A 21,609-nucleotide genomic window follows, 5' to 3' on the forward strand; every position below is an offset into this window, starting at 1 on the left:
TCGCTTTCTCAAAAGTAAATGCATCTTGAGTCTTTCCTGTCTCTACTTTTTGGTTCTTTTCTGTCGTTACCTTCTGGTTCTTTTCTGTTTCTACTTTTTGAGGCTTCTCTGCCGTTACCTTTTGGTTCTTTTCTACTTCTACCTTTTGAGGCTTCTCTGTCGTTAGCTTTTGGTTCTTTTCTGTCTCTACTTTTTGAGGCTTCTCTGTTGTTACCTTTTGATTCGTTGCTACATTAGTTTTTTCTGCCTTCGCTACCGTTGCATTCTTTTCTGCTTCACCAATTTTAGTAATTAATCCTGAAGCCTTTTTATTATATTCTTCAAGATTTTTGTTATCTTTTGTTTCTGAAACTAGCTTATTTAATATATCTTTCGCTTCTGCGTAATTTTTCTTATTTATTAACTCTTCACTTTTCACCAGTTGCTCGCTATACTTCTTTTTTTGTTCGACGATAGCTAATAATGCTGTTCGTTCTTCCTTCGCTTGTTTTACAAGCGTAGTATTTCCATTCTTCATGTTCTCTACTTTTTCAAATGACTTGATTGATTCTTCTACTTTTGTTTCTTCTTTTAACTTCACAGCTTCAATCATTACTTTCGTTTGTTCTACAAGCATCTTTGCATCTGAATCATCTTTTTTCTCATCTAGCGCTTTTTCAAATGATGATAAGGCATTTTTATACTCCTTATTCGTTAACGCGGTCTTTCCTTCATCCATTGCTTTGTCAAAATTCCCATTACTACATCCAGCTAACATTAAAAATGTAAGTCCAATTACCATTAATAACTTTTTCATTTTTTCTCCTCCTATATATCCCCTAAAACACTAGCTTTATATGTATAAAAGTCTGTGTAGTAATTAGACTGAAAGTAAAGATGTACTTTGTGTGTGGGAAAGGAAGTACATTTCATTTACTATCATTACTTAAAACTCCTAAATAGTTGGTAGTTGGTTTTCTTCTTCTTTTAAAGACAGAAAGGAATTTTAATAATGTGCGCAAAGTTCTCACCAGGCTCTTTACTACACACACTCTTATACACATAGAAAAACTATTTTTATTTTTTAAACTTCATATATCTTCTGACGATTCGATACGCACTTCATTTTGTAACATATCGAAAAACAAAAGAAAACAAACTGCAATATAATTTACAGTTTGTAACTATCCTGTAACACAAATGTAACACAGGGTTTTTAAACATACAATAGTTTTTTTTACATTATTTTCCCCACTTTCTATATTTTAAAGCGTTAATCCGGTTCCAATCCTTAATGTAATACGTATTTTCATAACAATCGCGCTAAAAAAAGAATTTACATTTTTGATTAAATTGAAGGATATACCCCCTTAAAAAGAAAAAATACGCTATTCTTTCCTATGAACCTACAGGAGGAAAGAATAACGTATTTTTCAAAAATGAGTTCTTTTATACAAACGCTTTAGTTCTATATCACAATTAAAAGGGCAATCAACGCTAATATAGCTGGAAGCCCTTGTTTCACAATAATTGATTTATTAGATGTGAAACCGCCGAACAGAGCTGCTACTACCACACACATTACAAAGAATAATTGAACCATATAACCAATTGAATTGAAACCAAGTATAAGTCCCCAAATGAGACCAACGGCTAAAAATCCATTATATAAACCTTGGTTTGCAAACATAATGGCTACGTTTCGATCTCCTTCTAAATGCTCAGGTAATTTAAAAGCACGTTTTGCCACTTTTGAATTCATAAAAAACATTTCGAGGATCATGATAAATAAATGTTCTAATGCTACGATCCCGACTAAAATAACTGCGATTATTTCCACAGTATTGTGCCCCCTCTATCTTCGCTTTAACCTTATAGCTTATATACAATTCCGACATCGTCTGAATAACACGTTTTCGAAAATTCCTCCTTCTTACTTATTAAAATATTAATTGATATATCAATATTTGATGCATCAATTAATATACAACTGCTCTTTTAGTTTTGCAAGTTTTTTTGTTCAATTTGTTTTATCCTACTTTAATGGGCAGTAAGACCCCATCTCAAAATTCAGCGAGAGCAAAGAATTTAGGTGGGGATCAACTGCCCATAAAAGTCCGATTAGTTCAACTAATAATCAGTGGGGATGAAGAAAACCCACACTGATTAAAGTTTCACTTTATTTTGTTCCATCATCTTTAAATCACTTCAAATCCTATGTTAACTCCCTAGAAACTATACTGTTTTTTAATAACTCCATAAAAGGAATCAGCTATATCGTCAAAATATATTATTCATTATTTTCACATAAAAAACAGCCCGCCTTCCGCAAAAGACGAGCATTCCACTTAATTTTCACTTATTCTCTTCTTATACCAATCCTGCATTCTCTCCGCATCCTCTACTCTCGTATGCTCTAATTTATAACTCGATGATGCACTGGAGAACTTATACGTACATAAATCCGCGCGGCGCTGGAAATAGGATTGCGTCTTCTCCATTGATTGGACGTGTCTTCTTCTGACAAGTCCGGTATATTTTCCGACGCTGCGATATACAAGTGTAATTTGCTCTCCATCTACACTGTAACCATTTGTTTTAAATGTTGCGTATCCAAGTGTAAAGATGAGGATCGCGAGCGGAATTAATGCCCACATAATGAAGTGCTTTTCAAAGTATATACTTATTCCAATAAGCGGGATAGCTATCATTGCGAAGAAGATGAAGCTATCAATGAGATAGCGGCGTAATGCTGCTTTTGGTAATGAAATAATATTTGTATTCAGTTCGTATGGTAGTTGTAAATGCGCGAGTAACTGTTGTACTCGGTCTTTTCGAATGATTGGATGCAGTGTAACTTTTTCTTTTTCATCATCCGTTCCCTTACTTTGAATAACTTCTACTTGCACAGCACAATAGCCGAATGGCTGACGTAAAATACTTTCTTTTATCGTAATCCCTTGAATACGATGTAACTTTAGGACAAGTTCTTTTTTCTCAAGTAATCCTTGTGAAATGCGGACTTCGTCATTTCTTCGATTTACTGTGAAATCTCCATGTTTTAGCGCATACCCGATTGTAGATATAATCCACGAAAGGACAAGCAAAATAGCTACCATGAAAATCCAGCCATATATATCATGTTTCATTACATACGACTTTACGCTATTCTCTATCCATTTCGGAATATACTCATCTACTTGGTGATACACGAAAAAGATTAACCAGAATAATAGCCCAAACTGACCCGATGTAACAGAGGCTAATAAAATTTCCTTCCAAGTCAATTTATATTCTGTCGTTTGTTTTTCTTCTGTAACGATTTCTTTTTCTACTGTATTTTCTATTGCTTCGTCTATCGTTTCTTCTGCTTTCACTTCTGGAGTTGGCTCATTGAGTAAGGAAATAAGCTCCTTCGCCTCATCTTCCTTAATTCCAGCTAAGCTTACTTCCGCATCATCGCCTCCGCCAGCTGTTTCGATTTGAATTTTCTTTAAGCCAAGCATTTGATATAGCACGTTAGAACTTGTATTAATCGTTTGAACACGTTCTTTATTTAAGTAGCTCTCCTTCTTCACGAAGAGACCTTGTTTCACATGTAATACGTTATTTTCAACCCAATACGTTGTGTAATACCATTTTTCAAACGCTGAAAAAACGGTGAGTAAACCGAATGCAGCGGGAATTAAATACCAAAACGGAAATTTTCCGTTTAAACTAAACATGAAAATAATGAGTGGGATAAAGTCTGTTATTTTTAATTCTAATAACATCGTGATTGGATGCTGCCTCTTATACATCCTCATCACTCACTTTCGCTAATTCTGCGATTTTCGTTTTCAACATTTCCGCTTCATACATCGTTAAGCCTGGAATGCTGTGAGAAGTTGCTGCTGTTGAAATGTGTAATTCTGCTAAACCGTATTTTCTCATAATCGGCCCTTGTTCAATCGTCACGTGCTGTACACGAATCATCGGTACTAATACGCGCTTTACGACGAAAAGACCGTGTTGAATTTCAAGTTCTTCTTCATTTAGTTGGTAGCTGTAATAACGCTGACGTAGTTTCGGGAATAAGAAGTACGAAAATGGTGCGAACACAACTGTTAGTCCAATCATCACATACAAAATCCACGCCCACCAATCAAACTTTATCATGAGGAAAAGGTAAGCTAACATGACGAGTATACCGATTCCTTCTTCAATTAAAGCCCGAACTTTCCACACCTTGACCATGTCAGGGTGAATTTCATTTTTCAATGGCTCCATGTAACCACTCCAAATCTAGTAATCTAATATATAAATAGTCTCAATCTATATTTTACATAACCTTACAGAAAATTGAAATTTAATCTTCTTTCTTCTCAGGAATAAAATATCCGAACCAAAGTAGCCAAATGAAACCGATTAACTTCATCCAATTTCCATCCGCTTGAAAAGCTTCTATCATGCCTGGAATTTTATACACCCCAATAAACCCAAGAAAACCGAGCCACCAGTTTTTTTGCATTTTCATCTTTACTCCTCCTTCATGACGTTTTTCACATTCCGAATCCAAATTTCTTTATACTTTAACTGGAATCCCATGAGCATGTAGTTGCTCATATTATCGATCACGAGCGCTAACGTATGAGCATTTTCTTCCGTTGCCTGTTGTGACACAACGTCAAGTTCCACACCTTTCTTCAATAAATCATGGAAACCATTTAAAAACTCTTCTTGTATTTCAAATAAGCGTTTCTGATACTTTTCATTTCGCGCCGCAGTTACGATAAATTCATTTATAACGCGCAGTACTCCTTCTTGTCCTTCATACTCAGAGAGCATATGTAAACCATCTGTGATTAACTTTTCTGCAAAATTTTCTTTCGTATATTGCTCTTTATCAAAATAACTCACGAAATGATACCCAGAAAAAATTTCTTCAAATAAAAAGTCCACTAACGCTTCTTTAGAAGAAAAATGATAATAAATAGCCGGTTTTGAAATACCTACCTCTTTCGCAATCATGGAAAGGCTCATCTTCTCAATGCCGTGCTCTGCCATAAGTTTAAATGACGCCTCTACAATGTTTTGCGATGTTTGTAAATTCTTTGTCATACTGTACCTCACTTATTTTTACTTACCGGTCGGTAAATAAATTGTAAAATAAAAAATAATCATTTGCAAGTTTGATTCAAACCTGTATATTACTTTTTCAATCTACATTACGGATCTAGGATCATATTCCTTAATAATGACTACAATAATCTTGAATCCAGTTAAACTACAAAAAGCACCTTTGTGAGTGCTTCTTGTAATTTAATATTTAGGCCCCATATAATCATAGCTTTGGTCCAGCGCTTTTAATAAATCAATCGCACCCTTTAACTCTCTTTTATCAGACTCTAATTCTTCCATTCTTCTTTCGATATCTTTTTTAAAAGATTCTAAATCGCTAATGGCTTTTTTTCCTACCCCAAGTTGAGACCAGCTTGATAAGAGTAAATTATGTACATTACTTACAACCCTTTTATTATGGTTTAAATCTTGAATCATCTGGTCAAATTGTTGTAAAGCTTGGCTCAATACTTCTTCATTTAAGTAAATTCTCGGCATCCTAATCTTCTCCCTTAATATTGTTGATCCGTCTTCTTATAATCATCGGCTTTCTTCTCAATAAACTCTGAAATTTCCGTCGCTGTTCGTATGTACCAAAAACTTAAATGCTCTACATGTGCGCGTATATTATTTACTTTAGCTTCTACCCGTCTACTTTCAGCCGTTTCTAATAATGTCATCATATTAGAAATTAACCTTGGTACTCTATCTTGAAATTCTTGTGCGTTTCGCTTCATATCTCTTACGGCTTTTTCCAAATTCTCTACAACTACACGAATCTCTCCCCCACCTAATAACTTACCAGGTGAATCATATACTCTTTCTCCTGTATCTAAATTCAAAAGATAGGAACTTGATAAATTTCCATCTTTACCTATCTTGAAATACTTATCATTTTGATAATGAAATCCAGGCTTATCTTTTACGGAGTCCAAAAAGCGATTAGCTTCAAACAATAATCTTTGTTCCAATGGTAATTTAGAAAGGTCTTCTTTCGTAACAGGTGGTGTAACAGCATAAGTTGAACCTATATGACCATCATATGGACCAAAAGGACCATAACCGATCGAATCTGATCCGTGAACAATCGAAACAATTCTACCTCTAAATTCTCCATTATTAGCTCTTTCTTGTAAATCAGGCGGTAACAAATGTTTTGCACTTGGCGCATTCCATGACATACATCTTACATTGTCATTAGATGCCGCTGCATATTCCGCTAAAGCTCCCCCTAATGAATGACCCGTCGTATATATCTCCACATCGTCCCTGCCCTTATATGTATCCGTTACTTGTTTCATGACCCTTTCAGCTTGTTCAAATTGATTATGTGTTTCCCAGCGCTGATTCTCTTCATTCCAATATTTCTTTGAACCTGCATTCTCAGTTCCTGCTACTGGAGGTGCTGCTGGTTCATGAACACCTTCTCGTAATACAAAATGATTTGTATCCGTTTTTAAATCCTTCATACCTTCTCCTGGCTTCATCGGAATGCCTAAAGAGTTTTTCTCTATAATTTTATCCCCTTCTGTTCCTCGGAAAGCTACCATAACTTGCTTTTTCCCATCGACATCTCGTTCAAAGACTACTGCGTCCATTCCGGTTTGTTTGTCGTGGAATGTTTCTCCCTTTTCCCATGTTTGTAAACTTCGACCATCTTTATTGGTAATAACAACTTCTTCATCAGTATCTTTATCAGATTTATACGTTGTGTCTGCTAATTGATAGAAAGTAGAATCTAAAACTTCATTTTTGTTACTCAAAACATTTTTCTCCTACAACATTTGATATATTCTTATAATTAAGATAACATTCATGGAGGAGAAATATGGATATTACTATTAAAAAATTTAGTTTTTGTTTATTATTTATACTTATTTTAAGTACTTTAGTGGGATGTAATATGGATCAAAAAAACAATGAAGAAAAAGTAGTAAAAGAAGCAAAAGCGACAACCATTACATACTTTAAGGAAAAGCAAGATTTGGACGTAGTAATTACTGGCCATGAGTTTGGTCCTAAAGACCTACAATCCATTTATATCTCTGGGCATGTCAAAGATTATAAAGACAAAACATTTAATATAACTATTCAATATAGCAGAGATAAATACACGATAGGTTCAATTTCTAAAAGTAAAAGTTTAAAATTAAAATACTAACACTTCCCATAATTTTTATCTAAATTATTCTTATATGCTCCCAATGATTTTCAAATAGTTTTTATAAACAGACATGTGAAAGATAACAAAAATAAGATTTTTTCTATGGAGGCAGAATATGATGGAGGAGAATATCATATAAGCTCTATGTCTCACTCCAAAAATTTAGAGCTTAAAAACTAATAATCTGGGCACTTTAGAGTGGCTTTTCTTTATACTTCACCACACAATGTTCAGTGAAGATAAAAATTTATTGTAGAGGAATATAACGCACTATTAACGGAGTGATTATTCGTGAAAAAACATGCTATAAGATTATTCTTTATCTTTACACTTATCCTTTTAGGTGGATGCAGTATGAATAATAAAACAAATGAAGAAAAAGAAATAGTAACAAAGGCAGAAGAGGTAACGATTAAATATTTTAAAGAAACAGAGGACTTAGATGTAACAATCACTGATCATAAATTTGGACCAAAAGATTTTCAAACTATCCTTATCTCAGGTTATGTAACAAATGACAAAAGTAAAAAGTTTACCGCCTCAGTCCAATATGCTAATGATTATCATATTGGTTCTATCTCAGCATCTAATAATTTTGATTTTAAACACTAAATCTAATAGTTTCACGTCAACATAATTATTTAAGTTTGCTTTTTTCATTCAGGAGTATTCCTTATAAGAAAGAAAACTAAAAAGCACCCGCTATCAGAAAAAGTGAGTGCTTTTTTCACTAAAAACATTCCTTCTATCACGATATTTTATATAATCAAGATGTCATTATTGGAGCATAAATATGGATATTAAAATCAAAAAGATTAGTTTTTTCTATTCTTTACATTTATTTTAAGTATTTTAGGGGGATGTACTATAGATCAAAAAAATACTGAACAACAAATAGTTAATAAAGCAAAAGAAACAACCATTCAATATTTTAAAGAAAAACATAATTTAGATGTAGTAATTACAGGGCATAGCTTTCCTCCAAATGATTTTCGAACTGTATTTATAGATGGTTATGTTAAGGATGATAAAAGTAAAGAATTCTCAGTAGATGTAGAATTTGGTGATGGGGACTATAGGGTAGGTTCTATATCTCGTTCTGAAAACTTTAAATTAAATTATTAATAATAAATCTAAAAAAATTTAATAATATTTAAGATTAATATAATATATAGGGCTTGGTTACCAAGTCTATCAAAGACACTTTATGGTGTCTTTTTTTACATAAAATATTTTAGCGTATAAATTTTTTTATTAACAAAATGATTTGTATCCGTTTTCAAATCCTTCATACCTTCCCTGGCTTCATTGGGACGCCTAAAGAGATTTTTTCAATAATTTTGTTCTCTTCTGTTCCTCGGAAAGCTACCATAACTTGCTTTTACCCATCGACATCTCGTTCAAAGACCACTGCGTTCATTCCGGTTTGTTTGTCGTGGAATGTTTCTCCTACTTTTCATTTTTGTAAAACTATTTTTTGATCTGTATAATCCTTTATCTCATAATTTTTACCTAAATCATTCCTATATGCTCCCTTTGCCAAATCATAATAAATTCGATCTAAAACTGCACTCTCTTTCATTCTTTTACTCCTATAATAAATAGTTTATTATTAGGAGAGGGTGATTTTTTTGAAAAAAAAGGGGGTTTTGTTAATAATAATCATATTTTTTATTGGAGGGTTTATGTATGTGAACAAACAAGAGAACAATGAAGAAATAGCATTAAAAGAAAAAGCGACAAAGATCGCAATCCAACATTTTAAAGAGAATAAAAAACTAGATGTTACAGTGACAAAAGTCGAATTCGGCCCTGCAGATTTTGGAGTAACTTTTGTATCGGGTCATGTAACCAATAATCCAAATCGTAAAATAACTGCAGATATAAATTATAGAGATAAATATAGGGTTGAAAGTATTAGTTATGATGACTGAAAATAATATGAAAATACAATATATTTTTGTTGGGCATTCATATTAATTCTAATTATTTCATGTGTATATAAAGGCTAGGATGACTATTCAATCAGCCTGACTTCTGACATTAAAAACTTAAAAACTAATAACCTTTTACTTTAGAGTCCCGTTTCTTTATACCCATCCACACCATATTCTGTGGATATACAATTTAGTTAAGAGGAATATAACGCAACATTCATGGAGTGATTGTTCGTGAAAAAATGTGATATAAGATTATTCTTTATTTTTACACTTATCCTTTTAGGTGGATGTACTATAAATCAAAAGAATGAGGAACAACAAATAGTTGAAAAAGCAAATGAAACAGCCATTCAATATTTTAAGGAAAAAGAAAATCTAGATGTAGTAATTATTGGATATGAATTTGCTCCGAGTGATTTTCAAACTGTTTTTATAAAAGGACATGTTAAAGACGATAAAAATCAAGCATTTACAGTGCATGTCGAATATGGAGATAGTGATTATAGAGTCACTTCTAGAACATATTCTGAAAGTCTAGAATGAAAAAACTAGGTCATTAGATACTCACTAGAGTTTCTTTTTTATGGACTAGTTAAAAAAGAGCCTCCTTAGAGACTCTTTTTAGTTACCATCATACCGCAATGTCATTTCATTATTTAACTTCAGTCCATTTAAAATTAAATTCTCCCCCAAAATCATTCGTCACAAGCCCTTTAATAGACGAGCGTTATAAGTATGAGCGTCCCGTTTTATAGAAAGGAGTTACTGCACCATCTTCTAACAAGATTTTTCCCGCTTGTATCATCGCTTCCCAACATACTTTTTCATCACTAGATAAACCAGTTTTCCCCTTATGAATTAGTTCATCAATTATCTTTGTTCTCGGTGACCTCAATACTGTTTCCTAAATTCTCATCACCACGATAAGCAAACCTTGACAGCTGATAATAACTTGAATCTAAAACTTTATCATTTTCCTTCAAAACATCCCCACCACCAGATAATTTAATATATTCTAAATATAAAATAACATTAATGGAGGAATTTTGATTGAAAAAAAATGGTATAAGATTATTCATTATCCTTGCACTTATCCTTTTAGGTGGATGCAGTATGAATAATAAAACAAATGAAGAAAAAGAAATAGTAGCAAAGGCAGAAGAGGTAACCATTAAATATTTTAAAGAAAGAGAGGAGCTAGATGTAGTAATTACAGGACATGAGTTCTCCCCCAATGATTTTCAAACTGTATTTATAGATGGACATGTTAAAGGAGATAAAAGCAAAACGTTTGGAGTAGGTGTAGAATATGGGGGTGGAGAGTATAATATAAGTTCTAGATCATACTCTAAAAATCTAAAATTAAAAGAATAATCATTAGACACTCACTAGAGTGTCTTTTTTACGTAAAATATTTTAGCATATGAAAATTTTTTCTTAACAAGATGATTAGTATCTGTTTTTAAATCCTTCATACCTTCCCCTGGTTTCATCGGAATGCCTAAAGAGTTTTCCTCTATAATTTTATCCCCTTCTGTCCCTCGGAAATCTACCATAACATGCTTTTCCCCATTTATATCTCATTCAAAGACCACTGGGTCCATTCCGATTTATCGTGGAATGTTCCTCCCTTTTCCTATGCTTGTAAACTTCGACCTTCTTTATTGGTAATAACAACTTCTTCTTCAGTATCTTTATCAGATTTATACGTTGTGTCTGCTAATTGATAGAAAGTAGAATCTAAAACTTCATTTTTATTACTCAAAACATTTGTCTTCTACAACATTTGATATATTCTTATAATTAAGATAACATTCACGGAGGATAAATATGGATATTACAATCAAGAAAATTAGTTTTTTTCTATTCTTTATATTTATTTTAAGTATTTTAGGGGGATGTACGATAAATCAAAAGAATGAGGAACAACAAATAATTAATAAAGCAACAGAAACTACAATTCAATATTTTAAAGAAAAAGAAAATCTAGACGTAGTGATTACTAAACATCAATTTGCCCCGAAGGACTTTCAAAGTGTTTGGATTTCAGGACATGTGAAAGATGATAAAAATAAAACATTCTCGGCAGATGTTGAATACGCTAATGATTATCACATCGGTTCCATTTCAACCACGAAAAATTTTGAACTAAAACACGATTAGTTAACGATTCGTTTTATATTATTTCTTTATAAAAAATAATATAAAGAAATTTAAGGAGATACATATGGATCAATCAAAAAAGAAAAGGGTTATAATTTTAATCATTTTAGCAATTATATTTTTAGCCATAGGCTGTACTACATCCTTTATTCACGATAGAAATATAACAAAAGAAAAAGCTGCTACAGCTGCCATAGAACATATTAAGAAAAAAGAAAATATTGATGTTATAGTGACTAAAGTTGATATCAGGCCTGCCGTTAGTGGTGGTATGATTCGAGTTTCTGGTCATGTAAAAGACCAGAAAAACAGAAAATTCTTTGTTTCAATTAGTAAACGGCAAAATTATTCAGTTGTTGGATGAGGATTAGATCATCTAGATTCATAATTACCTTATTACATGTCAACTACCTCCACCACTAATTTCAGCCTAAAACGCTAAAAAGACAATCTGAATTATACCTTCTTCTTTTCAAGCATTAATCATTAAAACAAAAAAGCATCCTAAATCACACATTTAGGATGCTTTCTTTTTAATCCTTATTCAACAATCGCATACGATAACAATTCATCGTTACTTCCCCAAGTCTTTGCAGTAATTGATAGTTCGCATATGCACCGACCGGGGCACCGATTATGGGTACAAGCTGAAGCATTTTCGCTAAATCAATATAGTCTCGGTACTCTGTTTGGAACTTTTCCCAGTCCATATGATTTTCTTCTTCTGTATCCCATGTTTCGATTGCTTTCCATATTTCTTTTCGGTGGTCGTCACTTGAAAAGGCAAGTTGGAAAACGTGAAGGATAAAAAGGCGCTCTTCTTTGTCGCTCGTATCAAATCCGTACAATGTTGCTGCATCGAATAAAAATTTAATTTTAATACCGAGTAGAAGCGGAAAGTCAGCAAGGCCAAGGAGAATACCGCCTGCTCCCGTCCCTGCTCCTTCTGCCGCTGCTATTTTTTTGTACTCATCCATTTTTTTACGTACTTCATCATCTCGTCTTTGTAACGACCAGTTCGTCTCTTTTAATTTCGGCTTTATAAAGTTTGATCCGGCACTAATTGTTTGCACCATCATCCGAATCGTTTCTGTTAATACTTTTTGTACTTTCGCCGGAATAAGCTGTTGTACTTTCGTCTGCACTTTCTTTGAGAACCGTGTCATCATAGAAGAATCTTTCATGAATGTAGCTTTCCACTGCTCCAGTTCTTTTATAACCTTTTCTTCATATGTAATCATAGGTTCATTCCCTTCAATTTAAACGCTCAATACGTTTTGCCCCGTATTGATAAACGAAACCGATACTAAATACTATGCTTACGACTAGTAAAATTCCCGTCATCATGAAATCTTTCGTAGCAAGTGCAAATATAATTGTAAATATAACGCTACCTGTAATAAGAATTGCATTTAATAAAGTAAGAAAATCTTTTTTCTTCGCTTCTCCGCCTACTGGGTACAAATCAAGCCAAATTTTCATACGGTGATGTTTCCATAAAGTTAATAGCTGATAACCGATTAAGTATAGGAAGATAAGACTTACGATAAATCGTCCATATAAAAACGGAATAAAGTAAAGAATAACTCCGCCAAGAGCGAGCAGGCGCACATATAAGCCAAAATAGTTACCAGATCTTAAGAAAGTTCTCGTATATAAGTATAAATAGGTACGCTTTTCGCCTATCATCGACAGAATGACATCAAGCCATTTTCTGCGTGCTACTCTCTCTTTTAATGCTGGTACATCAACGAACATATTCGCGATGCGGTACAGCAGCATCATCTTTTTACCTTCTTCAGAAATTAAATACTCCCAGTTCAGCGGCTTTCCCTTCACCATTTGATGCATGATAACGAGGTATAACACCATGAGAAGAACGATTCCGCTAATAAACATAACGGAAGTACGGTCTACAAGGAAATACACAAATAAGGCGTTTAAAATAAATCGAATGAACCAATCGGCTCTTTGTATATTTTGGTCTGTTAAAAATGACTTTTCCCACGCTACAAATAAATTCCACGCTTTTACAATGATAAACGCGATTACAACCCATATGTAAGCCGCTCCTGTTTGCTTCATTTGCTGGAAGTATAACGGAGCAAGCGCTGCCGCTACAATTGGGATTATGTACAACTGAATCATAAACGTAAAAAGAAACGCCTTTGTAAAATATGGTTTTAACTTTTCTTCAACTGGCAGTAAGTAAACGAGATCCGCTTCTTTTAATAACGTTTGAATAGATCCGGCCGTTAATACGAATCCAAGTAACACTGCCATAACGAGCGCAGTCGGAAACGAAGGTGTTAACGTTTGTAACCATTGCTGGTAATAATACGCTCCTGCGCCGATGATGAATACGAAAATAAATTTTAAATGATCATTAAATACGTATTTACTATATGTACGAACTTCTTGTAGAAAGTGACGAAATCGTTCTTTCCATAACGCTGTGCTATTCATAATCTTCTTCCTTCGTTAATGCAATATAAATATCATCTAGCGTTGCACCTGGCATATGAAACTGTGATTGCAGCTCAGATAATGTTCCCTTCGCTCTTACTTCGCCTTGATGCAAAATTATGAACGAATCACAATAACGCTCTGCCGTCGCTAAAATATGTGTACTCATTAAAATACCTGCACCGCTCTTTTTCATTTGATCCATCATTTGAAGGAGTGATTGAATCGCTAACGGATCAAGCCCAACGAACGGTTCGTCCACAATGTAAAGAGATGGCTCCACTAAAAATGCACTCATAATCATTACTTTTTGTTTCATCCCTTTTGAGAAATGAGACGGAAACCATTTCAAACGATTTTTCATACGAAATTCTTGTAATAATTGTCCTACACGTTCTTCATATTGTTTTTCATCAACGCCGTAAGCCATCGCTGTTAACTTCAAATGTTCTTCTAGCGTTAGCTCATCATATAATACTGGTGTTTCTGGGATGAACGAAAAACTAGAACGGTACGCTGTCATATCATCACGAATTGTTTTCCCATTAATTGTGACAGTTCCTTTTTTCGGTTCCATTAAACCGATAATATGTTTAATCGTCGTACTTTTACCCGCTCCATTTAAACCGATTAAGCCGACAAGTTCGCCTTTATTCACAGAGAACGAAACATCTTTTAATACAGGTCGTTTCGTATATCCTCCTGTAACATTTTCTACACGCAATAACTCGCTCATACGACACCACTTTCTTCATTTATATTCGTTCTATATTTATCTTACCAAAAATTACGCTGTACTACATAGTATGGATGTGTTCAAAAAAAATTTAAATTTGTTCGCATATATTATTACGAAAGCGGACATCATAATTATTGAAGAAGGAACACATTGAAAAAGCGACCACCTATTGATGAGTACAACAACATAGTGAAGTCATCATGAAATGGGGTGTCCATGTTGGACAAAGAAATTTACACATAACCAGATCATTTGTTTCATTTTCGAAACGGGGTGTCTCTGAAAGAGCATATACTGTTTTAAAAAATAAACAATTTCATTTTATAAAAGATTGCAATTCATTTCACTTGAAAATGGGGTGTCTACGGCAGAAACTTTAGCCGATTTACCGTGCATTTCTTAAATAAATGAGGTGTCTGCGAAACGTAAATTACGATAATGCTTTTTCAATCCCTCTTCAGAAAACAGGAAGCTGAGTCAGCTTCCTGTTTTTCGTGTTTGTTCTCTTATGTAATTATGGTAAAATACGGCTAAGGATATTTGAAAGGATGAGATCAATGAATCATACAGCGGACAATTGTATTTTTTGTAAAATTATTGATGGGCAAATCCCTTGCTCAAAAGTATACGAAGATGAACATGTGCTTGCATTTTTAGATATTAGTCAAGTAACAAAAGGACATACTCTTGTTATTCCAAAAGTTCACAAACAAGACATTTTTGCGTTAACGCCAGAAATCGCATCACACATTTTTTCTGTCGTTCCAAAAATCGCAAATGCGATTAAAGCAGAGTTTAATCCAGTTGGCTTTAACCTACTTAACAACAACGGTGAAAAAGCTGGACAAACTGTGTTCCACTTCCACCTTCATTTAATTCCACGCTACGGTGAAAACGATGGTTTCGGTGCTGTTTGGAAATCACATCAAAATGAATACACAATGGAAAATTTACAAAACATCGCAAGTACAATTGCAAATAGCGTGAAATAGTGACACTATAATAAGTAGTCATACATAACAAGCCACTTTCCTAAAGTGATTAAATATGGCACGGCTTGTTTCTCCACTTAAGATGCCAGGGACTGCACACTTTCCTTTCCCTCGTCTTAAAGATATGCATATTTTTTCACATCATGAATACGAACAAAAAATAAGGAGGTCTCCTTTTATGTCAAAAGCTAAATCCTTTATTACAGGTGTCATTTGCGGCGGAGCAGTTGCTGGACTAGCTGTTCTTTTCTCAACTCCTTCTTCTGGCAAAGACATGCGCGGTAAGTTAAAAGAAAAAGGAAATGATATTAAAAAGACTTTAGCTGATATTACAGCTGATACAAAATTATTAAAACGTCAAATCGTTGAAACTGCTTCAGAAGGTAAAGAAGTGTTCCAAGAATTAAAAGACGACATGCACGATACACTTTCTAACTGGAAGCAAGATATTTCTCAAAACAAACGACATATTGAGCAAGAGATTTTGGACATTCAAAAATCAATTGAGAAACTACAAGAAGCTGTTCCGGAAAAAGCGTAAACAAATTCCTGCTTAGTTTTTTGCATATAACAAATATTTTTTATATAAATTGACCTTAACACGGCATATCACATAGATATGCCGTGTTTTTATGCATTTACAATATATGTTATCACTTAACATGTATGGACAACACATGTATTCACGACTTATAAACCGCTTCCATAGTTATGCATGATTTGTATAGAATGTCATTTTTTTAAAAAATTTTCACAATTCTCACAAAAAGACTTTATTAATTTTTATTTTACTGGCATAATAGATAGTAATGAAAAAGAATGTTAAAGTGGGTGAGTATATGAAAAGTGGAGAAAAAGATTACTCGGTAAAAGAAGCGATGATTTTCAGCCAACGCATTGCTCAATTATCGAAAGCGTTATGGAAATGTGTAGAGAAAGATTGGCAGATGTGGATTAAACCTTATGATTTAAACATTAATGAGCATCATATTTTAACAATCGCTTATCATTTAAAAGGGGCTTCTATTTCTGAGATTGCTAAGTTTGGAGTTATGCACGTATCAACTGCGTTTAACTTCTCGAAAAAGTTGGAAGAACGTGGCTATCTTGTATTCTCGAAAAAAGAAGATGATAAACGAAATACGTACATTGAAATTACAGACAAAGGGGAAGAATTACTACTTCGCTTAATGGAGGAGTATGACCCTGAAAATAATTCAGTGTTTAATGGGGCTCTTGCACTTCGTAATTTTTATGGGAAGTTCCCAGAAAATATCGAACTGATTGCTATCTTGCGTAACATTTACGGACAAGACTTCATCGATATTTTTGAGAAATCATTAGAAGATATTGAAGAGAACTTTACAGAATCCGATCAAAAGTTAGTTAAGAAGTAATCTATTTACTTTTTCGCAATCATGCTTAAGAATTCATTCATAAGCGGTTTGAATAAACCTTGTTTTGCTAGCGCTTCCGCAGTTTCGTGTACTTCGAGCTGATGTGGAAGCGCTTTTTCAAATTGATCTAACAGCGCATCGAACAAAAGAAGTCCTTCTGCTTTCTCCGCTACATATTGTTCGTTCAGCTTTTCACAAAGATGTAGTATACGTTCAACATCTTTTTTACGAGCTTTTTTCTTTATGATCAAAGAATAAAATGGACACTTTTCTTCATCAATCATTTTAAATAGTAGGTCTACGTAGTATTCAGCTTGTTCTAATCTTCTAACAACGTCCATTTTCTCCCTCACTTTCTAACACAAAGTCTTCTATTTCTGAATTTTATAACACGAACAAAATATCGTATGATACAATATATAAAGTATATGTATTTTAGCCAAAAGGAGGTCTCGCCTCATGACACTTATAACAGTTGTTTTTGTCGCATTCGCACTTCTTGTTATATTTTACACGAATTTCATGACACATACACTGTGTGAACGAAAACAAATATCTGCGAGCCGCCAACCCGGTGTCTTTCGGGTTATTAATGTATGTATAACAATTTTATTAATTTCTAGTTATATAGAAATTATATTTCATGGAAAGTGAGGAAGGAAAGCCCCTTCCTCACTTTTTTCCTCTATAAGCAAATTATACCTACTATAACCAATAAAATAAACAGTACAAGTAATAAAATAAGTTGAGAATTCATCCCCATCCCCTCCTCTATTCTGTATATGCGGCATACGCCCAATATGGTACACCTTCAAAATCTGACACGTACTGGTTAATTTTTCTTTATCAATATGAAAACACGTCGAAATATGATATATTAAATTTTGTACATATTGCTTATACTATGAAATAAATGACACGCATCTTAACTTTATCCTAAAGCCTCGGTAAGCCCTGTTAAGCGCGCTTTACCAACAAAAAAAAGCAAAAGTATCAGTGAGACTTAATCGGGCTCTGATGAACTAAAATTCATTGGTATAGGATAAATTAAAAATACATAATAGTAGGAGTGTTTATCGAATGAAGAAAGCTATGCTTGCCTTAGCCGCAACAAGTGTAATCGCATTATCAGCATGTGGAACATCATCATCAGACAAAATCGTTACATCTAAAGCTGGTGACATTACAAAAGAAGAATTCTACGAGCAAATGAAAACACAAGCTGGTAAACAAGTACTAAATAACATGGTTATGGAAAAAGTACTTATTAAAAACTACAAAGTTGAAGACAAAGAAGTAGACAAAAAGTTCGATGAAATGAAAAAACAATACGGTGATCAATTCGATACACTATTAAAACAACAAGGTATTAAAGAAGAAACGTTAAAAACTGGTGTACGTGCTCAATTAGCGCAAGAAAAAGCTATTGAGAAAACAATCACTGATAAAGAATTGAAAGATAACTACAAGCCTGAAATTAAAGCAAGCCACATTCTTGTAAAAGATGAAGCAACTGCGAAAAAGGTAAAAGAAGAACTTGGACAAGGTAAATCTTTCGAAGAGTTAGCAAAACAATACTCTGAAGATACTGGTTCAAAAGAAAAAGGTGGAGACTTAGGATTCTTCGGACCTGGCAAAATGGTTAAAGAATTCGAAGAGGCTGCTTACAAGCTGAAAAAAGATGAAGTAAGCGAACCTGTGAAATCACAATTCGGTTACCATATCATTAAAGTAACAGACATTAAAGAGCCAGAAAAATCATTCGAACAATCTAAAGCTGACATCAAAAAAGAAATCGTTCAAAAGAAAGCACAAGATGGCGAATTCATGAACGACCTTATGATGAAAGAAATCAAAAAAGCTGACGTAAAAGTTGACGATAAAGATTTGAAAGATCTTTTCAAAGAGCAAAAAGCTGACGCTAAGAAAGACGAAAAGAAATAATGAAGAGCTCGGGCTAATCCCGAGCTTTTTTATTTGCCCTCTTTTGCGGTACGTTACGTCCGGATTCGGTAAATGAAATTATATAGTTGGTCCTTTGAATAAATTATATCAGCGATTTTTCAATTATATCGACTTACCGACAGAAACCGACAATAACCGCGCATCCCTCTTAAAACACAAAAAAACCTTGATCCACGTAACATGGAACCAAGGTTTATCTTATTATCATTGATTAAATTAAAAAACTATGTTAAATTAGTACAGAAACACATTTCATAAAATATAAAGAACGTATTTATCCGTATCTTAATTTTATACCAAAACACATCTTCAGTCAACCCCTATTTTTCACTTTTAAAGGAGTGCTTACCGTATGAACAAAAAACTTGATTTAGAGCAAAAACGATTGAATACCGTAATAGAAACGATTACGGAGCAAATTGATAAACTGGAAAACGAAACTGGCAGACGCCGGGCAGAAGTAATCAATATTCGTAAACACTTTTGGGATGATGTGAAAGTGAACACGGATACTTTTGATGATTATCTGGAAACAGTTATCAACTTAAGGCAACAAGCTCAGTCACTAGCTGTCACACAAATTACTCATAAGCACACCTTTAATCGACTTGCCGCATTAAGACGCATGCATAAAGCACCTTATTTCGGAAGAATTGATTTTAAAGAAGAAGGAGAATCTGCTGCGGAGCAAATTTATATCGGTGTAGCCACGCTTACTGATGCAAGCGGAGAAAACTTTCTTATATATGACTGGCGCGCACCCATTTCAAGTGTGTACTACGATTATCCACCAGGACCAGCTGAATACAGTACACCAGGAGGCGTAATTCACGGCAATGTGGAGAAAAAATTACAATACATTATTCAAAATGGCGAGATTGATTCTATGTTCGATACGAGCCTTACAATTGGTGATGAGATCTTGCAACAAGCGCTCGGAAAAGGTACAAACAAACATATGCAAAGTATCGTCGCTACAATTCAGCGCGAACAAAATGAAATTATTCGTCACGATGAAGGTCGACTTCTTATCGTGCAAGGAGCTGCTGGTAGCGGTAAAACGTCCGCTGCGCTGCAACGAATCGCCTACTTACTATATAAATATCGCGAATGGCTAAAAGCGGATCAAATTATTCTCTTCTCCCCTAACTCTATGTTCAATAGCTACGTATCTAACGTACTACCTGAACTCGGCGAAGAAAATATGCAGCAAGTGACATTCCAAGAATATTTAAACCATAGACTAAGCAAGTCATTTGATGTTGAAGATCCTTATGAGCAATTAGAATATATGCTAACTGAAACGAATAGCCCTACCTATAAAACGAGAAATGCGAGCATCCGATTTAAGGCATCTACTCAATTTTTCGAGATGATTCGAGCGTACAGACAATCTCTTGAATCTTCAGGCATGCTATTTAGAGGAATGAAATTTAAAGGAAAGCTAATTGTTTCTGCTAAAGAAATTACAGAGCAATTTTACAATACCGACTCCTCCCTCCGTTTCCATAATCGAATTGAAAAGTTAACGGATTGGCTAAATAAACAAATAGATGAAATTGAAAAAACAGAACTGAAAAAGCCTTGGGTAGAAGAGGAAATTGAATTACTTAGTAAAGATGAATATCAAAAGGCTTATAAATATTTACAGAAAAAAGGTGAGTTCGACGACAACTCCTTTAACGATTTTGAGAAAGAAGCGAAAGTACTTGGACGTATGATTGTCCGTAAAAAATTGAAACCACTTCGCAAAGGTGTTCAAACATTGCGCTTTATCAATTTCACAGGCATATATAAACAACTTTTCACAGATGCATCATGGGTTACGGGAGAAAAACCGAAAAACTGGGATGACATTTGCTCCTTAACGGTGAACATGCTCGATGAAGGAAAGTTATATTACGAGGATGCGACTCCATTTTTACTTTTAAAAGAATTAATTGAAGGCTTCCAAACGAACAGATCGATTAAACACGTACTCGTTGACGAAGCGCAAGATTATTCACCGTTCCAGTTCGAGTTTTTAAAACGCCTCTTCCCTGCTGCGAGAATGACGGTACTCGGAGACTTTAACCAAGCGATATTTGCCCATGCGAGTGAAACAGTGAATTTCGATACACTTACGAATTTATACGGGCCAGACGAAACAAACGGCATTAACTTAACTCGTAGCTATCGCTCAACAAAACCGATTATTGAGTTCACACGCGCTCTCGTACCAGAAGGAAAGAACATTCACGCCTTTGAACGTGACGGAGAGAAACCTACAGTGACGAAAGTATCAAATGATAGAGAACTGCACAAACATATTACTGCCAAAGTTGCTGAACTACAAACAGAGCAGCACAATACGATCGCAATTATATGTAAATCTGCAGCTGAAAGTGCCGCTGCTTACGAAGCGCTTAGTCATATCGAGAATATTAAACTCGTGAAGAGTAACTCAGCCGATTATGAGCAAGGTATCGTCGTGATCCCTGCTTACTTAGCGAAAGGTATCGAATTTGATGCTGTTATTATTTACAATGCTTCTAAAGATGTATACAGCGATGAGAGCGTTCGTAGATTGTTCTATACTGCTTGTACACGCGCGATGCATGAATTGCAACTTTATAGCGTTGGCGAGGTTAGTCCTTTTATACTTGGGGCTGATGCGGAGAGTTTTGAGCTTATAATGAAAACACCTCGATAATTGAAGTGAACC

Annotated in this window: 27 protein-coding genes and 3 pseudogenes; 14 read left to right on the forward strand and 16 right to left on the reverse strand. The window is 34.3% G+C overall.

Annotation, left to right across the window (positions count from 1 at the left end):
* From MR079_RS18825 to MR079_RS18860, 8 genes are all read right to left on the reverse strand, one after another.
* Window positions 1-796 (reverse strand): hypothetical protein (locus MR079_RS18825; RefSeq protein ID WP_242294425.1); only part of this gene is annotated, 796 nt, incomplete at its 3' end.
* Between the two features lie 651 nt (window positions 797-1,447).
* A complete protein-coding gene (locus MR079_RS18830) occupies window positions 1,448-1,819 on the reverse strand; it encodes a DUF1304 domain-containing protein (protein WP_139868840.1) in 372 nt (123 codons plus the stop codon).
* A gap of 508 nt (window positions 1,820-2,327) precedes the next feature.
* Window positions 2,328-3,779, reverse strand: coding sequence for a PH domain-containing protein (locus MR079_RS18835; RefSeq protein ID WP_242294426.1), 1,452 nt, complete (start codon window positions 3,777-3,779; stop codon window positions 2,328-2,330).
* On the reverse strand, window positions 3,772-4,248 hold the full coding sequence (locus MR079_RS18840; RefSeq protein ID WP_098923405.1) for a PH domain-containing protein: 477 nt from the start codon (window positions 4,246-4,248) through the stop codon (window positions 3,772-3,774). Before MR079_RS18840 ends, MR079_RS18835 begins: the two co-directional genes overlap by 8 nt.
* A 79-nt stretch (window positions 4,249-4,327) precedes the next feature.
* Window positions 4,328-4,495, reverse strand: coding sequence for a hypothetical protein (locus MR079_RS18845; RefSeq protein ID WP_000783813.1), 168 nt, complete (start codon window positions 4,493-4,495; stop codon window positions 4,328-4,330).
* 2 nt (window positions 4,496-4,497) lie between these two features.
* Complete coding sequence (locus tag MR079_RS18850; RefSeq protein ID WP_139868844.1) at window positions 4,498-5,079, reverse strand: TetR/AcrR family transcriptional regulator; 582 nt, start codon at window positions 5,077-5,079, stop codon at window positions 4,498-4,500.
* A 201-nt stretch (window positions 5,080-5,280) separates the two neighbouring features.
* The gene (locus MR079_RS18855; protein ID WP_001137439.1) at window positions 5,281-5,577 is read right to left on the reverse strand and encodes a hypothetical protein; all 297 of its coding nucleotides are present in this window, start codon (window positions 5,575-5,577) and stop codon (window positions 5,281-5,283) included.
* A gap of 14 nt (window positions 5,578-5,591) precedes the next feature.
* Entirely contained in the window at window positions 5,592-6,842 is a 1,251-nt protein-coding gene (locus tag MR079_RS18860; protein ID WP_242294427.1) for a lipase family protein, read from the reverse strand.
* A 140-nt stretch (window positions 6,843-6,982) separates the two neighbouring features.
* On the opposite strand from MR079_RS18860, the gene MR079_RS18865 reads away from it, so the two are divergent.
* The 3 genes from MR079_RS18865 to MR079_RS18875 all read left to right on the forward strand — a co-directional run bounded on the left by MR079_RS18865 (window position 6,983) and on the right by MR079_RS18875 (window position 8,368).
* A complete protein-coding gene (locus tag MR079_RS18865) occupies window positions 6,983-7,240 on the forward strand; it encodes a hypothetical protein (protein WP_396022963.1) in 258 nt (85 codons plus the stop codon).
* 294 nt (window positions 7,241-7,534) lie between these two features.
* Window positions 7,535-7,855: a DUF1433 domain-containing protein gene (locus MR079_RS18870; protein ID WP_242294429.1), complete on the forward strand. Its 321-nt coding sequence runs from the start codon at window positions 7,535-7,537 to the stop codon at window positions 7,853-7,855.
* A gap of 228 nt (window positions 7,856-8,083) precedes the next feature.
* On the forward strand, window positions 8,084-8,368 hold the full coding sequence (locus MR079_RS18875) for a hypothetical protein (RefSeq protein WP_242294440.1): 285 nt from the start codon (window positions 8,084-8,086) through the stop codon (window positions 8,366-8,368).
* A gap of 131 nt (window positions 8,369-8,499) precedes the next feature.
* On the opposite strand, the pseudogene MR079_RS18880 reads toward MR079_RS18875, so the two are convergent.
* Window positions 8,500-8,825 (reverse strand): annotated as a pseudogene (locus tag MR079_RS18880) (lipase family protein); the annotation flags it as partial.
* Window positions 8,826-8,928: 103 nt separating this feature from the next.
* Between MR079_RS18880 and MR079_RS18885 the strand changes: the two are divergent.
* On the forward strand, window positions 8,929-9,177 hold the full coding sequence (locus MR079_RS18885) for a hypothetical protein (protein ID WP_242294441.1): 249 nt from the start codon (window positions 8,929-8,931) through the stop codon (window positions 9,175-9,177).
* A 237-nt stretch (window positions 9,178-9,414) separates the two neighbouring features.
* Window positions 9,415-9,726 carry a hypothetical protein gene (locus MR079_RS18890; protein ID WP_242294430.1) on the forward strand — a complete coding sequence of 104 codons (312 nt, stop codon included), beginning with the start codon at window positions 9,415-9,417 and terminating at the stop codon, window positions 9,724-9,726.
* 109 nt (window positions 9,727-9,835) lie between these two features.
* Here the strand turns inward: MR079_RS18890 and MR079_RS18895 are convergent.
* Window positions 9,836-10,060: pseudogene (locus MR079_RS18895) on the reverse strand (peptide ABC transporter substrate-binding protein); the annotation flags it as partial.
* A 173-nt stretch (window positions 10,061-10,233) separates the two neighbouring features.
* Here MR079_RS18895 and MR079_RS18900 point away from each other — a divergent pair.
* The gene (locus MR079_RS18900) at window positions 10,234-10,557 is read left to right on the forward strand and encodes a hypothetical protein (protein WP_242294431.1); all 324 of its coding nucleotides are present in this window, start codon (window positions 10,234-10,236) and stop codon (window positions 10,555-10,557) included.
* Between the two features lie 56 nt (window positions 10,558-10,613).
* Here the strand turns inward: MR079_RS18900 and MR079_RS29455 are convergent.
* Window positions 10,614-10,810, reverse strand: a pseudogene (locus tag MR079_RS29455) (lipase family protein); the annotation flags it as partial.
* A 9-nt stretch (window positions 10,811-10,819) separates the two neighbouring features.
* The gene (locus MR079_RS29460; RefSeq protein WP_277933127.1) at window positions 10,820-10,948 is read right to left on the reverse strand and encodes a hypothetical protein; all 129 of its coding nucleotides are present in this window, start codon (window positions 10,946-10,948) and stop codon (window positions 10,820-10,822) included.
* A 65-nt stretch (window positions 10,949-11,013) separates the two neighbouring features.
* On the opposite strand from MR079_RS29460, the gene MR079_RS18910 reads away from it, so the two are divergent.
* Both MR079_RS18910 and MR079_RS18915 read left to right on the forward strand, forming a co-directional pair.
* Window positions 11,014-11,346: a DUF1433 domain-containing protein gene (locus tag MR079_RS18910; RefSeq protein WP_277933128.1), complete on the forward strand. Its 333-nt coding sequence runs from the start codon at window positions 11,014-11,016 to the stop codon at window positions 11,344-11,346.
* Window positions 11,347-11,410: 64 nt separating this feature from the next.
* A complete protein-coding gene (locus MR079_RS18915) occupies window positions 11,411-11,710 on the forward strand; it encodes a hypothetical protein (RefSeq protein WP_242294433.1) in 300 nt (99 codons plus the stop codon).
* Between the two features lie 169 nt (window positions 11,711-11,879).
* Here MR079_RS18915 and ecsC read toward each other — a convergent pair whose 3' ends face one another.
* From ecsC to ecsA, 3 genes are read right to left on the reverse strand one after another with little or no spacing between them, the layout of a single operon-like run.
* Window positions 11,880-12,587, reverse strand: coding sequence for an ecs operon protein EcsC (ecsC, locus tag MR079_RS18920; protein ID WP_000634125.1), 708 nt, complete (start codon window positions 12,585-12,587; stop codon window positions 11,880-11,882).
* Between the two features lie 13 nt (window positions 12,588-12,600).
* The gene (gene ecsB / locus MR079_RS18925) at window positions 12,601-13,812 is read right to left on the reverse strand and encodes an ABC transporter permease EcsB (RefSeq protein WP_242294434.1); all 1,212 of its coding nucleotides are present in this window, start codon (window positions 13,810-13,812) and stop codon (window positions 12,601-12,603) included.
* A complete protein-coding gene (gene ecsA, locus MR079_RS18930; protein ID WP_001292602.1) occupies window positions 13,805-14,548 on the reverse strand; it encodes an ABC transporter ATP-binding protein EcsA in 744 nt (247 codons plus the stop codon). Before ecsA ends, ecsB begins: the two co-directional genes overlap by 8 nt.
* A gap of 560 nt (window positions 14,549-15,108) precedes the next feature.
* Here ecsA and MR079_RS18935 point away from each other — a divergent pair.
* The 3 genes from MR079_RS18935 to MR079_RS18945 all read left to right on the forward strand — a co-directional run bounded on the left by MR079_RS18935 (window position 15,109) and on the right by MR079_RS18945 (window position 16,940).
* A complete protein-coding gene (locus MR079_RS18935; protein ID WP_001016840.1) occupies window positions 15,109-15,543 on the forward strand; it encodes an HIT family protein in 435 nt (144 codons plus the stop codon).
* A gap of 178 nt (window positions 15,544-15,721) precedes the next feature.
* A complete protein-coding gene (locus MR079_RS18940; RefSeq protein WP_000030301.1) occupies window positions 15,722-16,084 on the forward strand; it encodes a YtxH domain-containing protein in 363 nt (120 codons plus the stop codon).
* A gap of 298 nt (window positions 16,085-16,382) precedes the next feature.
* On the forward strand, window positions 16,383-16,940 hold the full coding sequence (locus MR079_RS18945; protein ID WP_000834918.1) for an HTH-type transcriptional regulator Hpr: 558 nt from the start codon (window positions 16,383-16,385) through the stop codon (window positions 16,938-16,940).
* Window positions 16,941-16,945: 5 nt separating this feature from the next.
* Here the strand turns inward: MR079_RS18945 and MR079_RS18950 are convergent, their stop codons facing one another.
* Window positions 16,946-17,281, reverse strand: coding sequence for a DUF1878 family protein (locus tag MR079_RS18950; protein ID WP_000383660.1), 336 nt, complete (start codon window positions 17,279-17,281; stop codon window positions 16,946-16,948).
* A 118-nt stretch (window positions 17,282-17,399) separates the two neighbouring features.
* On the opposite strand from MR079_RS18950, the gene MR079_RS18955 reads away from it, so the two are divergent.
* The 3 genes from MR079_RS18955 to helD all read left to right on the forward strand — a co-directional run bounded on the left by MR079_RS18955 (window position 17,400) and on the right by helD (window position 21,597).
* The gene (locus MR079_RS18955; RefSeq protein WP_000172692.1) at window positions 17,400-17,594 is read left to right on the forward strand and encodes a hypothetical protein; all 195 of its coding nucleotides are present in this window, start codon (window positions 17,400-17,402) and stop codon (window positions 17,592-17,594) included.
* A gap of 426 nt (window positions 17,595-18,020) precedes the next feature.
* Entirely contained in the window at window positions 18,021-18,884 is an 864-nt protein-coding gene (prsA, locus tag MR079_RS18960; protein ID WP_000710071.1) for a peptidylprolyl isomerase PrsA, read from the forward strand.
* 373 nt (window positions 18,885-19,257) lie between these two features.
* Complete coding sequence (gene helD / locus MR079_RS18965; RefSeq protein WP_242294435.1) at window positions 19,258-21,597, forward strand: RNA polymerase recycling motor HelD; 2,340 nt, start codon at window positions 19,258-19,260, stop codon at window positions 21,595-21,597.
* The last annotated feature ends 12 nt before the right edge of the window (window positions 21,598-21,609 follow it).

Source organism: Bacillus cereus group sp. BfR-BA-01381 (assembly GCF_022663555.1).
Lineage (GTDB): Bacteria > Bacillota > Bacilli > Bacillales > Bacillaceae_G > Bacillus_A > Bacillus_A pacificus.

Excerpts from the sequence above, each read along its gene's own strand:
- MR079_RS18835 (WP_242294426.1), bottom strand. The coding sequence starts at position 3,779 with ATGTATAAGAGGCAGCATCCAATCACGATGTTATTAGAATTAAAAATA.
- MR079_RS18840 (WP_098923405.1), bottom strand. The coding sequence starts at position 4,248 with ATGGAGCCATTGAAAAATGAAATTCACCCTGACATGGTCAAGGTGTGG.
- MR079_RS18845 (WP_000783813.1), bottom strand. The coding sequence starts at position 4,495 with ATGAAAATGCAAAAAAACTGGTGGCTCGGTTTTCTTGGGTTTATTGGG.
- MR079_RS18850 (WP_139868844.1), bottom strand. The coding sequence starts at position 5,079 with ATGACAAAGAATTTACAAACATCGCAAAACATTGTAGAGGCGTCATTT.
- MR079_RS18855 (WP_001137439.1), bottom strand. The coding sequence starts at position 5,577 with ATGCCGAGAATTTACTTAAATGAAGAAGTATTGAGCCAAGCTTTACAA.
- MR079_RS18865 (WP_396022963.1), top strand. The coding sequence starts at position 6,983 with ATGGATCAAAAAAACAATGAAGAAAAAGTAGTAAAAGAAGCAAAAGCG.
- MR079_RS18885 (WP_242294441.1), top strand. The coding sequence starts at position 8,929 with ATGTATGTGAACAAACAAGAGAACAATGAAGAAATAGCATTAAAAGAA.
- MR079_RS18910 (WP_277933128.1), top strand. The coding sequence starts at position 11,014 with ATGGATATTACAATCAAGAAAATTAGTTTTTTTCTATTCTTTATATTT.
- MR079_RS18915 (WP_242294433.1), top strand. The coding sequence starts at position 11,411 with ATGGATCAATCAAAAAAGAAAAGGGTTATAATTTTAATCATTTTAGCA.
- ecsC (WP_000634125.1), bottom strand. The coding sequence starts at position 12,587 with ATGATTACATATGAAGAAAAGGTTATAAAAGAACTGGAGCAGTGGAAA.
- ecsB (WP_242294434.1), bottom strand. The coding sequence starts at position 13,812 with ATGAATAGCACAGCGTTATGGAAAGAACGATTTCGTCACTTTCTACAA.
- ecsA (WP_001292602.1), bottom strand. The coding sequence starts at position 14,548 with ATGAGCGAGTTATTGCGTGTAGAAAATGTTACAGGAGGATATACGAAA.
- MR079_RS18935 (WP_001016840.1), top strand. The coding sequence starts at position 15,109 with ATGAATCATACAGCGGACAATTGTATTTTTTGTAAAATTATTGATGGG.
- MR079_RS18940 (WP_000030301.1), top strand. The coding sequence starts at position 15,722 with ATGTCAAAAGCTAAATCCTTTATTACAGGTGTCATTTGCGGCGGAGCA.
- MR079_RS18945 (WP_000834918.1), top strand. The coding sequence starts at position 16,383 with ATGAAAAGTGGAGAAAAAGATTACTCGGTAAAAGAAGCGATGATTTTC.
- MR079_RS18950 (WP_000383660.1), bottom strand. The coding sequence starts at position 17,281 with ATGGACGTTGTTAGAAGATTAGAACAAGCTGAATACTACGTAGACCTA.
- MR079_RS18955 (WP_000172692.1), top strand. The coding sequence starts at position 17,400 with ATGACACTTATAACAGTTGTTTTTGTCGCATTCGCACTTCTTGTTATA.
- prsA (WP_000710071.1), top strand. The coding sequence starts at position 18,021 with ATGAAGAAAGCTATGCTTGCCTTAGCCGCAACAAGTGTAATCGCATTA.
- helD (WP_242294435.1), top strand. The coding sequence starts at position 19,258 with ATGAACAAAAAACTTGATTTAGAGCAAAAACGATTGAATACCGTAATA.